General features: G+C 57.7%; 10 protein-coding genes. 1 reads left to right on the forward strand and 9 read right to left on the reverse strand.

Features of this window, described 5'->3' with window-relative positions:
* Nucleotides 1-179: 179 nt before the first annotated feature.
* The 3 genes from SINAC_RS11295 to SINAC_RS11305 form a co-directional block, all read right to left on the reverse strand.
* Nucleotides 180-2,240 (reverse strand): YgiQ family radical SAM protein, encoded by a 2,061-nt coding sequence (locus tag SINAC_RS11295; protein ID WP_015245768.1) that lies wholly within the window; start codon nt 2,238-2,240, stop codon nt 180-182.
* Between the two features lie 84 nt (nt 2,241-2,324).
* Entirely contained in the window at nt 2,325-3,353 is a 1,029-nt protein-coding gene (locus SINAC_RS11300; RefSeq protein WP_015245769.1) for a glycosyltransferase, read from the reverse strand.
* Between the two features lie 52 nt (nt 3,354-3,405).
* A complete protein-coding gene (locus SINAC_RS11305; RefSeq protein WP_015245770.1) occupies nt 3,406-3,714 on the reverse strand; it encodes a DUF971 domain-containing protein in 309 nt (102 codons plus the stop codon).
* An 89-nt stretch (nt 3,715-3,803) separates the two neighbouring features.
* Here SINAC_RS11305 and SINAC_RS11310 point away from each other — a divergent pair, with 89 nt between their 5' ends.
* Nucleotides 3,804-4,043 carry a hypothetical protein gene (locus SINAC_RS11310; protein ID WP_015245771.1) on the forward strand — a complete coding sequence of 80 codons (240 nt, stop codon included), beginning with the start codon at nt 3,804-3,806 and terminating at the stop codon, nt 4,041-4,043.
* Nucleotides 4,044-4,453: 410 nt separating this feature from the next.
* Here the strand turns inward: SINAC_RS11310 and SINAC_RS41830 are convergent, their stop codons facing one another.
* From SINAC_RS41830 to SINAC_RS11330, 6 genes are all read right to left on the reverse strand, one after another.
* Nucleotides 4,454-5,407 (reverse strand): DUF1559 family PulG-like putative transporter, encoded by a 954-nt coding sequence (locus tag SINAC_RS41830; protein ID WP_015245772.1) that lies wholly within the window; start codon nt 5,405-5,407, stop codon nt 4,454-4,456.
* Entirely contained in the window at nt 5,400-6,512 is a 1,113-nt protein-coding gene (locus SINAC_RS39805) for a hypothetical protein (RefSeq protein ID WP_015245773.1), read from the reverse strand. Before SINAC_RS39805 ends, SINAC_RS41830 begins: the two co-directional genes overlap by 8 nt.
* Before the next feature lie 722 nt (nt 6,513-7,234).
* Nucleotides 7,235-8,428 (reverse strand): DUF1573 domain-containing protein, encoded by a 1,194-nt coding sequence (locus SINAC_RS38760; protein ID WP_015245775.1) that lies wholly within the window; start codon nt 8,426-8,428, stop codon nt 7,235-7,237.
* 636 nt (nt 8,429-9,064) lie between these two features.
* Nucleotides 9,065-11,269: a recombinase family protein gene (locus tag SINAC_RS11320; RefSeq protein WP_015244134.1), complete on the reverse strand. Its 2,205-nt coding sequence runs from the start codon at nt 11,267-11,269 to the stop codon at nt 9,065-9,067.
* A 264-nt stretch (nt 11,270-11,533) separates the two neighbouring features.
* Entirely contained in the window at nt 11,534-11,896 is a 363-nt protein-coding gene (locus SINAC_RS37955; RefSeq protein WP_052334748.1) for a transposase, read from the reverse strand.
* Nucleotides 11,854-12,309 carry an IS5 family transposase gene (locus tag SINAC_RS11330; RefSeq protein WP_020466336.1) on the reverse strand — a complete coding sequence of 152 codons (456 nt, stop codon included), beginning with the start codon at nt 12,307-12,309 and terminating at the stop codon, nt 11,854-11,856. The genes SINAC_RS37955 and SINAC_RS11330 overlap by 43 nt, the downstream gene beginning before the upstream one ends.
* Between the last annotated feature and the right edge of the window lie 343 nt (nt 12,310-12,652).

Below are 12,652 nucleotides of genomic sequence, written 5' to 3' on the forward strand. Positions count from 1 at the left end.
GCGGCCCGCTGGGACCCGGTCCCGAAAGACGTTTTCCGTCAAATTTCTTGGAGCCGGTCTTGGGCATGGCCCGCGACGCCGTTTTGGGTCGGGGACGCGAAGTCGGACGGTTCGGTCGTCGGTTCATATCGTTCGGATAATCAAGGTCAGAATTTTGGAAGGTTTATTTTCAAGGGGGATCAGCGGCGCGGGCGGCGCTTGGCCGATTTGCGATCAGGTCGATAGCCGGTCGATTGCGGGTTGGCCTGCTTCGCCTCCGACTCGCCAGCGGGCTTGGGAATCGTGTGAACGTAACGTCCTTCGCCCAGTGCTCGGTTAGCCTTGGCCATTCTCGCTTGCAAGGCGGCCTTGGGCGGGTTGGCCGGAATCAAGGCATCGCAGCCCGAGCCAATCAGCTCCTGCCGTCCTGCCTTTTGAAGCGCCTCGCGCACTTCGAAGTAATTCTCGGGCTTGAAGAACTGAAGCAAGGCACGCTGGAGCTTGCGGTCGCGAAGATTCCGAGCCGTGTAAACCTCTTCGCCCGTGAACGGATCAAGACCCGTGTAATACATGCAGGTGGCGACATCAAACGGCGCCGGGATGAAGTCTTGAACCTGATCCGGTCGGTAGCCGTTGCGCTTCAGGAAGAGCGCTAGGTCGATCATCGCGTCCAAGTCGCTCCCGGGGTGCGACGCAATGAAGTAGGGCACGAGGAACTGCTTCGGTTTCCCCGCCGTGGCACTCGCCTCTTTGAATGCGTCGGCGAAGCCCTCGTAGTCATTGACTTCAGGCTTCTTCATGCGCTTCAAGACTTCGGGGTCGGTGTGCTCGGGAGCGACCTTGAGATGGCCGCCCACGTGGTGCCCCGCGAGTTCCACCATGTACTCGGGGGACCGCTGCGCCAGGTCCATGCGAACCCCAGAGGCAACCATCACCTTGCGAACCCCTGGAATCTCGCGACTCTCACGCATCAGTTGGACGAGCGGGCCGTGGTCGGTTCCCAGCAGCTTGCAGATCTTGGGATGCACGCAGGACTGTCGCTTGCACTTGGCTTCCACTTCAGGCCGAGTGCATCGCATCTGGTACATGTTGGCGGTCGGACCGCCGATGTCCGAGACGATGCCCGAGAAGCTCGGTTCCTCACCCATCTTCCGAATTTCGGACAGGACCGACTCTTGAGAACGCGACTGGATGATCCGCCCTTGATGCGCGGTGATCGAGCAGAAGGTACAGCCACCGAAGCAGCCACGCATGATCGTGACCGAATCCTTCACGGTCTCGAACGCGGGGATCTTCTCGTTCTTGTATTTCGGATGCGGCCGCCGTGTGTAAGGCAGGCCGTAGATCCGGTCCATGTCGTCCTGGCTGATCGGCAGAGCAGGGGGATTAACGACGACGGCCTGGCGATCGTGGTACTGAACCAGCCGCTTGGCGTTGAGCGGGTTGGTCTCCTGATGAATGATCCTGGTGGCCTGGGCAAACTTGTGACGATCGGTTTTGACTTCTTCAAACGTGGGGAGCACGAACGCATCGTCGGGCGGGGTTTCTTTCGCCCCGAGTGTATAGGCGACCCCGCGCATGTCGCGAAGGTCACGCACCGATTCTCCGGCGGCGAGCCGACGAGCAAGTTCGACGATCGGCTGTTCGCCCATGCCGAAGACGAGGAGGTCGGCCTTGGCGTCGAGCAGGATCGACCGCTTGACGGTATCGCTCCAGTAGTCGTAGTGCGCCAGCCTTCGTAAGGACGCCTCGACCCCGCCAGCGATCACCGGAACGCCTGGGAAGGCCTCTCGGGCGCGCTGACAGTAGGGCATGGTCGCTCGGTCGGGCCGGAGCCCGATCCGCCCGCCCGGGCTGTAGGCGTCGTCGTTGCGGACCTTCTTATTCGCGGTGTAGTGGTTGATCATGCTGTCCATGTTCCCGGCACTGATGCCGAAGAACAGGCGCGGACGACCAAACTCCCGCCAAGGATCCGCACTACGCCAGTCCGGCTGGCTCAGGATCGCCACGCGAAATCCGGCCGCCTCCAAGATCCGCCCGAGAATTCCCATCGCAAACGCCGGGTGATCGACGTACGCGTCCCCCGTGACGAAGACGACGTCAACCTCATTCCAGCCCCGGCGTTCCATCTCTGCCCGGGAGGCGGGCAGGTGGGGCAGCGCGAGCGGAACCAAAGGCAGGACCGGTAGTTGCGTCGGTGCTACGTTGGGGTTCGCATTGCGAGAAGAACAGGGGGGTGGTGCGACGGTCCCGGTCGTCATGCGAAGTTGAATGCCTCGAAAAAAGGGGCAATGAGTCCGAACCTTCTATTATCGCGTTTGTCGACCGTTGGGGACAAGGGTGATTCAGACTGGTTGCGAAATCGCCGGATCGTTTTTGAGGTCGCTCGAGCGGTGGCGAAGATACCAACGCCGGGTCAGTTCGGGTGCGGCGACCAATGCGGCCATGGAGAGTGCGAGCCTGGGATCGAGCGCGATCGTCTTCAAAATTCCACGGTCGAGTGCGACCGCCCGATGCAAGCATGCTCGAGCCGCAGTCGAGTCGCCTCGACCCAGGCAGTCGTGGGCGCGATTCAAGTAGGCCCGCGCGAGCCGGCGTTGGGCCGCCTTCTGACTCAGTATTCGCTCCTCGTGAGACTCAATTCGCTCAAACAGACGGCTTTGGAGCCGCTCAATCTCTTCCAGATCCTTGGTCCCAACCTTGAAACGATGGGTCTCGCTGGCAGGATGCCAGCGCATCGACACAGTGGGTCGGGCAAGCCAGGTCACAGCCCAATCGTTCGCGACCCGGCCCCAGAAGTCCCAGTCCAAGACGTAGCGATACGAAGGGTCGAAGCCACCGGCGCCCTCGTATGCCTTTTTTCGGAGGGTCACGGCCGAACAGCGCAAGGGGTTGCGGACCAACAACTCTGAGAGAAACGTGCCCGGCTCAAAACGATGATCGACCGGTGCGATTCGGCTGCGTTCGACAATCGTTTCGGAGACGGCTTGTCCCTGGTCGTCGATGACCAGAGCTTCGCTACAAACGATTCCCACATCCGGATTTGCGTCGAAGGCACGGACGTGGGCGGCAAGGTGGCCCGGTTCCATCCGATCGTCCTGGTGGAAGATCGCAATCAGGGGAGTTCGGCAGAGGGCGACGCATTGGTTCCAGTTGCCGGCCAGGCCAAGGCGTTCGCTGTTGATCTGGATCCGAACCCGGTCCCCAGCGAGCGTGCGAGCAATCTCAAGCGTCTCATCATCGGATTGGTCATCGGAGATAATGAGGTCGTAGGAAGCACCCTCCTGAAGCAGGATACCCCGAATCGCCTCAGGCAGATGCCGCGATCCTTGATAGGTGGGGATGGCGACCGTGATTTTCGGGCTCTCGTCCACGGTCGACCCCTCATCTCACCACCGTTCGGTCGGGCAGTCGAATTCAAGCCTCTCAGCCACGAAACGGGAGGGCCAGCCGCTCGAGAGTCTCCCAGGTATAGAGCCCGGACGAGTGACCGTCGTTCCATCCCAGCCGGATCGCGTAGTTCCCGATCGGTTCCATACCTTCAAGCTTCAGGTCGGGCCGAATCGTACTCGGGTCGAGGATCAGTTCCCCAGTCCATTCGTTGCGGCAAGACGCACAGGGGCATTCACCTCGGAGATGCTTGTAGGGGATGCGAACGGCGGCTTGATTCTCCCAGGTCAGTTCCAGGATCTGCTCGCTCTGAAGGGCGCGGATGTTGGCAGGTGCGTCGCTCATCAGGGGACTCGAATTCAGGCGAAGGGGTGGCGCTCACAAGGATCGAGACTACCATAAGAAAGGCGGGTTGAGAAATGAGGGAGGCCACGATGGGACGATTCTTAGTGAAGGCGAACAGCGTCAACGCCGTCCGGAAGGCGCTGGGACGAGCCCCAGGGGGCGTCCGCGTCGTCGGGCGGTTCGACCGCGAAACGATTGAATGCGCTCACACAATGGAAGCGCATAGCCTGTCACGCCACTGGCCGGTGGTCGTGAGCCGTCTCGCGAAGGCGGGTCTCACAGTGGTCGAAAAGCCTCCGGAGCAGCACACCGACGAACAGAACCACTGATTTGCGAGCAAAAGCACAAAGATTTGCCGACTTTTAAGATAGGCATGGCAATCAGACAACCTATCTCCCACGGCTAACGGGCCAACGAATGCGTGAATGCTAGCATAGCAAACCTAGAGCCATCGCGACATGCCCACGCCGCGACGTGTCCGAGGGTGGGCGGCTGTGAGTGGCGTGCCGCCGCCGAACGGAGGCAGGTTTCAATGCGGATGATCTGATTTAGCCAATCGAGTCACCGCAGAAATTTAGCGGCGACATGCGCGGTTCCATATTCACCCATCGAGCCAGTAGAATCTCAGGTCATTACGCAATTAAAAAAAAGCTTAATGGCCGTCAATTGAGACTACCTCGCCACCTGAGCGGGTGGCGATGGCCCGCCAGACATTCAATGCAATTGAGTTGTTGGTGAATCAAACGCTTCCATCCATGCTCATAACATTGACTCCTACGGCATGATAACTCCTCGCCGTGAACACTCCTTCATGAAGAGTACGATGGTGGATTCCCTCTTGACTGGCGTCAAGTGAACAATCCAAGATCGAACTATTTGGGGTTAAGCAGTGATTATAGTTAGAGAAATGGAATCCCGAAAGGAACCAACTCTCGCCACCCCGCGACTCGATGAGCGAACTTGGAGAAACCGAGGCACAAATGGCCACCGCCCAATCAGGGCCATTGCGCTTTCCCTGGTCACCGATCATCGTTAGATAGTAATCTCCCGGCGTTTGCGTTCCCCGAGTCCAATCGCCCTGGATCCGTTCGGATACACCAACCGTATTGGATAAACCATCGAAAAAGTCGGCGGGACCGTAAGATCGGTGCGAGGTAAATGGTCCTGAACGAGACGCGGGAAGTTTGTCAATAGCCGCGTGCCAAGGAGTAGGACCAACATTGTAACGATAACAGTTCCGCCCAAATCCAATCACCGGAGAGATTCTGTCTGATGGGCACAGGAACACATCCAAGTGAGCCATCATTACGCTGCGGTTTGCTCGAAGCGCAAACGACATTGATGGTATATAAGTGAAGTTGATTGCATTATAAATAGCAGGCATATCAAGCTCAGAAAGCATTCGAGCGGACGGACTGAAGTAATGTGCCGAATATGAAACATGACTCAATTCGCTTACCCCAGAAGAAGAATTGATAGCGGGGTAGTACGCATGCAGGGAACTGTATGCATTTAATGCAATCCCGATCTGCTTCATATGGTTGATACACTCGATTCTCCTCGCAGCCGCGCGTGCATTCTGAACGGCCGGGAGCGTAACACCAGCTAACAGGCCAATTACCCCGACGACCACAAGTAGCTCGATTAGGGTGAATCCCCTCCGCGAACGTAAAGGAGTTGACGAATCAAGCACGGCGTAACCTCATTAGCGGGCGGAAGCATAGTGACGCGAGTAGAATCGCACCGAAGGCCATGAGAAGTATCGGCCACCGTTGCGGGGCGTCACGTTCCCCGGCAAAATTATCGAACGGTGGCGAGGGCGGCGTAGCGAGTTTTAGTTGCTCTACGCCAGGTGAAGTAGAACTTGGGAGACTCCTGAGATCCCAAATCTTTCGTGGTGGATATTTGACCATGTCCGACTGATTTATCATTGGCAAAGCCGCAGGAAACGCTAGTTGGAAACTCGATGATGGTGCCGCCAAGCCGAGAGGTGATCCACGGTCGATGATAAATTCTCTTGCACTTCCTGTTTGAACGAACGTGATCTCCCGACATGGATACCATCCCTTACCGGAGAATAAGTGAAGATCTTGGCGAATAAAAGTAAGAGCTAATTTTTCATTTCTATAGACATCGACACGAATTGGTATAGCGCCGTGCTCAAGATCGACCCAATACACTCTGCGGAACTCAAGCCCGATGAACGTCAGCTTGACAACATCAATACCGTCGAGCTTGGCACGATCGTCAACATCTGTCAGCACCCACTCCGATCGGTGAAGCATCGCCCTGGCGATGTCCGTGCCAAGGTGCAAGTAACCTGTTCCGTTGGTTCCTAGAGCGAGCGGAAGCTCGATATGCTTGAAGAAATCGGTGTTGCCTGCAAGTATTCGGGCTGAGTGAATGAGTCGCTTTCCATCTCGTGAAGCGTCGACCCGATCAAGGAGGGTATAAGAACCGTTAGTCAACACTCTATTTGAGGTGAGTGGCGACGAAAACTGCTTCTCGCTGAGCCAGGTCCGGTTGCTGTTCAATACTTCTGGAGCAAATCGACGTTCATAGCGTAAATCCGAACCGCTCGCAGCAAAGCTACCCTCCGCTTGAGAACGGTTCGACCACTGGCCTGATATAGCCGAGGCCAAATCGGGAGCCACTCCAGAGGAATAGGTGAAGGACATTGTTCCAACTGAAAGTGCGTTGAGATTCGCTTCGTAGGCTGTCCGGATTGCTGAAACCATCGGGTCATCGCTTCGGTCAGGAGAAACACCTAAAACCGAAATAACCATGACAACGAGCACGATTTCCTCCTATCATAAACAAAAGCAAATGTTACCGCAAAAGCGAGGCTGCACCTGAATTCGACTAACCAAATCAGCGAAAGACATCCAACCAACACTGCAATCCCGTGCCTGGCCGCGTGTCAATTACCAAGCACGGGGGCGAAGATCTCGCTCGGGAGGGCCTATCGACTTGAGTCTAGAACCTGTCCCATTTGATGTTTCCGCCGACCTGCTACACCACGACGATCGAGTCTGCATTGACTGTTTTGGGAGAATTCGGGAAACCTACGGACAAGCAGTATCCGGCGTTTGACAGACATCTGCATACACACCCATATTGCAACACGGATAACCCACGTATGAGCATGTCGTGTAATCTGGAGGAACTAGCGTGCAATCAAAAAAAATATACATAGCCACAAATATATTGCGTCTCCCATGTGCATTGCTTGTTTGCACTAGACTGAGCACAGACCTGATAAGTAAAATCAGTATCGTTTGCCATGCATGTTGGCTGGCATGGTGGCGGGTTGGGGAAAGTTCGAATACATGGCGCCTCATACGAAATGCATGTATTAGAAGTGCAGGATGGCTGAACTGTCAAAGAACAGGAATAGCCACAAGATACACCGGCATAAGCGAGTGCACCGTAGCTAAGACAGAGGATCCCAACGATTGCGGTGATGATCGTTCTCATCGAATATTCCTCTGAAACAGGAAATGGAATTGGTTTCACACAACTAATCATCTGCACGTAGACTATGCTTTTCCTGATGCCTGAAGAACATTGTCCACGGGAGACGGATTTCCGGCGAACGAGGGTCGTCCGTCTTAATCACTGAGATACCGGTTAGTACACGACCTCCTTCGTCCGAAGGCGTCAAAGCAATAATGAGCTCGTGCGAGTTGGCAGCCAGGGTCGGAAAGGGACTTGGTGAATCTCCTCTCGTTACGACGATGGATGGCGTTGCGCTCTCCACGCCGAGCACCCTGAATGCTCGACCACTTTGAGAAGCGACCCTGACTCGTCCTGTTCTGGTGGCAGTATCCCCTCGATCAGCCATTCCGAATGCGAGTGCCGACGGCTCACAATGCAGTGTTCCCATTTGTTTCCAGACAATTTGGGCCGATGCCGTGGGAGCCCCATCGAAAGGGATCGTGAGCTGGCGGGTGTAAGTCTGTGCAGGACGTGGATGCGGTTCCAATGACAAGGTCAAGAGGTAACGAAAGCGATGCACACCATCAGGCATGACATCCCGTCTCGGTACTAAATCCAGGTCCACCGCGAGATCCTCCGGGGGAATGAACGCTTGAACAGAAGGCGATTGATCCTGAGAAACAGCCGCATAAACCTCGACCCATGCTTGTTGTTGAAGTGGCGTGCGAGAGGGACGTTTCACATCGCCTATTTCGTCCTCCAGGGCGATCGAACCAAAGTCGATCGTGGCGGGGACGATACGTGCCTCAGGATAGCAAGTATAGTTTAATGTATAACGCCGATCCGGAACCTCTGGATGACCCGTCTTTATATTGCATATTACAGATTTTTCTCCATAAATATTATATAAATTAACACGCATTGTAATCGATGACTTTTCTCCAGGTAAGATTTTCTTGGTGCTGATTTCAGTCTTTGTGCAATCGCAACTGTGATATTCATCCAGGATGTTCAGCACCCTTTGTGAGCGATTGACAATCTCGAACACATGGGTCAACACCGGCGTGTCTTTGGCAAAGACGGGGCCAGCATCAAAGCTCTCACCTCTTGAAATCGGCTCGCTGCGAGAACACGCTGTTGGCAGCAGTGCTAATGCGACCAAGCTTGGCAGGCCAAAGAGGATATGCAGCCTGGGCATTAAATTGACATGCGCAACCACGGTGTCAGGGGAGAAATGCCCAGCCCACACAATCAATTGATTCATTGAAATGCGCATTGAACCAAACCCCTCATAATTTCCATAATTCCCAGCAACAAGAAATTATGGAAATTTTAAACTAATGCACGTTTATTGAAATTACGAATGTTGAATTTTTCTTGAGCGGAGACTGGTTCAGCCATGATCAATATACAGCGATTATTAGAGAAACGCATGCGAGCGAACCAAGCCAAAATAAGAATAGTCGCGATGTGGCGTGTTTTTCAATAGTGTAATTCCGGATTCAAAAAGTTTTCCAAAATTAAGTGCATACTCGATAAGCCTAATCGCTGTATTTGCTTGATGGAGAATACTTTAAACAGGCCTATTTTCATCGCCTTGCTCCTTCAATATTTCCATTTTTTGGTGAAGGTCCTCGCTGCCCCCACAATGGTTTGACGTAAATCCTAGGCTCTGTCAGAAAACCATCATCGGACCATCAAACGCAGATGTCGCTCAATGAAGGCTAGCTTGATCATGCCGCCGAAGTTCTTGGCCGTCTTCTCGAACCGCGAGAACACCCGCCGGTATTCCTTCAGCCAGCCAATCAGGTTCTCCGTTTACCAGCCATAATGCCTCCAAAGAGAGGTGCCTTTATCGGCCATCCGCGGGCGGCTACACCACCTCCCGCCGATGGCCGATGATGTTCGAGATTCACTCGCTGTCGCGGGACTTGGGCTTGGTTATATTTGCAAAAGCATCAGAATGTGACCATCCCCGGGGACACGTTCGGATCCGGGTCATCCGCTCCCGCTCTTCGGCGTCGGCCCAGATCACCCACTGCCCGCCCGGAGTCGGTAGCTTCCGGGCATGGACCCACCCGACGCGGATCCAGCGGTGCAGCGTGGCCTGCGGCATCTTCAATTCCCGGGCCAGATCCGTCAGCAACCACTCGTGCTCGCCCAGGACGCCCGGCCCCGACACAGCTCGCGGGCGCGGACCCGTTCGACCGCGTTTGGCGAGCAGACTGCCCAGAATCACGCTCGTGAACCGCGCCGACCGCTTCGGGGGATGGAAGCCCTCGCAGTTCAACTGCTCGGCCACCTCGGCCAAGGTCCGTCCCGCCTCGCGGAGCTCGTCGATCCGGCCCAGGAGCATCGCATAGCCGGCCATCTGCTGATAACACTGCACCGGACGCTCCAACGCGTGGCCGCTGGTAAAACTACCGTCCCATTGAATGTTCACATCAACACATTCGCTGTTGCCACGAACCGTAACGACGACCTCCTCAATCATGAGTCGGACGATCCGCTGACGATCCGCCGACGTCGTCGCCGGTGCATGCCAAAGCGCCGGCAGGTCTCGCGCCAGGGCGCGGATCTGCTCACGCTCGCAAGCCGACAAGCTCCGGGGCTGATCGCGGTCGAACCGGGCGTATTCCTCCTCGAGACGGCGCTGCTCCTTCAACGCCTCCTCCCATCGCCGCTCCAGTTCCCGCAACACCAGACGGTTCTCCGGTTCGACCGCGTCGTACTGCCGCCGCGCCCGCTCGGCCTCGAAGCGGGCGCGTTCCACCCGCTGCCGCCAGTTCCGGTGCAACTGCCCGCGCTCCTGATCGAGGTCGTCGGCCGCCGCCAAGTCCAACTCGAGCGCCGCCGGCTCCAGGGCCGCCAGGACCTGAGCAGCCACCAAGTCATCCAGGACACTACCGGCCAGGCCCTGGCACAAGGGTGCGGCGTATTCCACCATTGCCCGGGCGCAGTAATAGCGCAGACGATTGGCGGGGCCGCCATAGGTGACCATCATCCGCTGTCCGCAACGGCCGCAACGGAGGATCCCCCCCAACAGGGAGGGTCCCTGACGCACCGCCCCCTTCGCATCGCTCCGGGCGCGGTTGGCCGCCAGCCGCTCCTGGTTGGCCCGGAACCGTTCCGGCGTGATGTAGGCCGGGCAGCGGCCCTCCAACAGCACCGCACAGTCCTCCGGCTTGTTGATCGTCCGCCCCGTCCCGGGACGGCCGGGCACCTTCCGCCGCGGGTCGAGAGTACGACACCCATGACGGTAGTAGCCAGCGTAAACTGGATGATGTAATACGTTTTGAAGTGTTTCTCGGTTAGGGCGACGCCATTCCAACTTCCCTCGATCGGGCCCGGAGTGGGGGCGGACCGGCAGGCGGATCCCGTGATGCACCAGGTAGCGGAGCAGGCCGTGCAAGCTCCCCTGGCGATCGAATTGGTCGAAGACGATCCGCACCACCTCTCGAGCCTGCTCGTCGGGATCGAGGGCCAGGCCGCGGCCGGGTTCGCGGACATAGCCGAGCGGGGCGTGGTTGAACAACTCGCCGCGGCGCGCCTTGTTCAGCCGCCCTTCGTGCATTCGGGTGCGGAGGAAGTGCAACTCGGCCTCGCTCATGATCCCCTTCATGCCCAGGAGCAGGCGGTCGTTGAAGTCGGTCGGATCATACAATCCATCGTAGTCGCCCAGCAACGCCCGAAACAAGCCGCACGAGCGTACCATCGGGACCCAGTCAGGGTCGTGGCGGGCCAGACGACTGGCATCCTGGCCAAGGAGAATGCCGACATGATCAAGGCTAAGTTCGGCGAGAATGTACTGGATGCCTCGCCGGCCCTCGACCGTCTGTGCCGTGCGTCCTTGGTCTGCGTCGACGACCTCGACGCGGTCGCGGGGCCAGCCGAGCGCAACGGCGACCTCGGCCAGAGCATATTGGCGTGCGGTCGACTCCTTGTGCTCGGCCACCTGCTGGGGGCTGGACTGGCGGACATAGACGATGGCTTTGCGATCGAGATGATGGTCGCGGACCTTGGCGGGGCGTAACGCCAGCAAGTGAGCCGGCACAATCACAGGACGAGTTGCAGCGGAGTGCGTTGGCGAAGCGGAGGTGGAATCAGGAATGTTCATGACTCGCCTCCTTCCGCACCGCCCTCGGGAGAGACTTGGCGATGATCTGGCTGAGCATCATCAGGACTTCCTGACGCCTCGGCGCGGGCAGGTCCGACCAGGCTTGGGTCAGTGGCCGGGGAAGCCTCTTGGGCTTCGGGCGCGGGGGGGGACTGCGGATCGGTGATGGTGGGACATAGCGACCCTCCGAGTGATCGACCGAGCGATTCGCCGCGATGTGACCGGCACCACTGCGCGAGCTGCAGCAGGGCGGTTGTGCTGATTCTAGGCGGCCCGGCTTCCGCGGTACAGACTGTCACTTGAGGGGTAGTCCGGGTGGGACATCTCGACGATGCTCCGCCTCCGGTAGACGTCCTTGTCAAACTCCACCGGGCGGGCCGAGCGGTCCTCGTTCCCCTTTGACGGGATCACCGGCGTGATCCCCAGACCGAGCAGGTATTCATCGATCCAGTCGGCCCGGTATCCCTTGTCGCCTGCCAGGGCGGCCGGCCAGGCCACCGGCCCGCCGTCCCCGTCGGTGACCTGTTCGTCGGCGCCTACCAAGAGATCGACGAAGGCCGTCGTCTCGTGCGCCTGGCCGGGTGTCAGGTGGAAGTGCAGCGGGTAGCCGTGGCCGTCGCAGAGCAAGTGGATCTTCGTGGAAAAGCCGCCCCGGGACCGTCCCAGGGCGTGGTCTTCGGGTTCCTCGGGATCCCCTTTTTTCCGCCCCCGGCGGCACACCTCGCGGCACGGACCACCGTCCCATCGATGCACCATAAATCGTCGTCGATTGCCCCGGCATCGACGTGCGCCGATCGGAGTAGCGAGAGGATCCGATCCAGGGTGCCGTCGTCATTCCACTTGTCGAAGAGATCCCAGGCGGTGCCCCAGGGCCCGAATTCCTCGGGCAGGTCACGCCAGGGGGCTCCGGTCCTCAAGATCCAGAGGATCGCGTCGACGATCTGGCGACGACATCGCGGCGGTCGTCCGGTCGTCGCGGGTGCGGGGAAGAGGCCCTTGATCAGGTCCCATTCGTCATCGGTCAGTTGATGCCGCAACATGGTGGCCTCCTCAGACAACTGGCAACTGGAGACGATTCGGCTGCATAGCCCATTAGGTCAACCAGATGCAAAGGAAATGCCACTTTTCTGACAGAGCCTAGTATGGATGGCGGTTGACTGTGTTTTCATTACTCCCAACCCGGTCCTGGAAAGCTCCCCGGGGAAAGTCGGGATTACTCGAAAGATCGCCCTGTTACGGTCACTTATGCGCAGATGGAGACTAAGAGGACTCTCAATTTAGTTCATAGTCGGTCGCACTTGCGCCACAATAGGCTGTTTCGGCATGTAAAGAGCGTAACAATTTGGCGAGCTGAGGCGGAATCGAACGACGTAGAAGGGGCGA

It is taken from the genome of Singulisphaera acidiphila DSM 18658 (genome assembly GCF_000242455.2).
Classification (GTDB): Bacteria; Planctomycetota; Planctomycetia; order Isosphaerales; family Isosphaeraceae; genus Singulisphaera; species Singulisphaera acidiphila.

Coding starts and splice junctions, on each gene's coding strand:
- SINAC_RS11330 (WP_020466336.1), bottom strand. CDS start 12,309: ATGTTGCGGCATCAACTGACCGATGACGAATGGGACCTGATCAAGGGC.
- SINAC_RS11310 (WP_015245771.1), top strand. CDS start 3,804: ATGGGACGATTCTTAGTGAAGGCGAACAGCGTCAACGCCGTCCGGAAG.
- SINAC_RS11305 (WP_015245770.1), bottom strand. CDS start 3,714: ATGAGCGACGCACCTGCCAACATCCGCGCCCTTCAGAGCGAGCAGATC.
- SINAC_RS11320 (WP_015244134.1), bottom strand. CDS start 11,269: ATGAACATTCCTGATTCCACCTCCGCTTCGCCAACGCACTCCGCTGCA.
- SINAC_RS38760 (WP_015245775.1), bottom strand. CDS start 8,428: ATGCGCATTTCAATGAATCAATTGATTGTGTGGGCTGGGCATTTCTCC.
- SINAC_RS11295 (WP_015245768.1), bottom strand. CDS start 2,240: ATGACGACCGGGACCGTCGCACCACCCCCCTGTTCTTCTCGCAATGCG.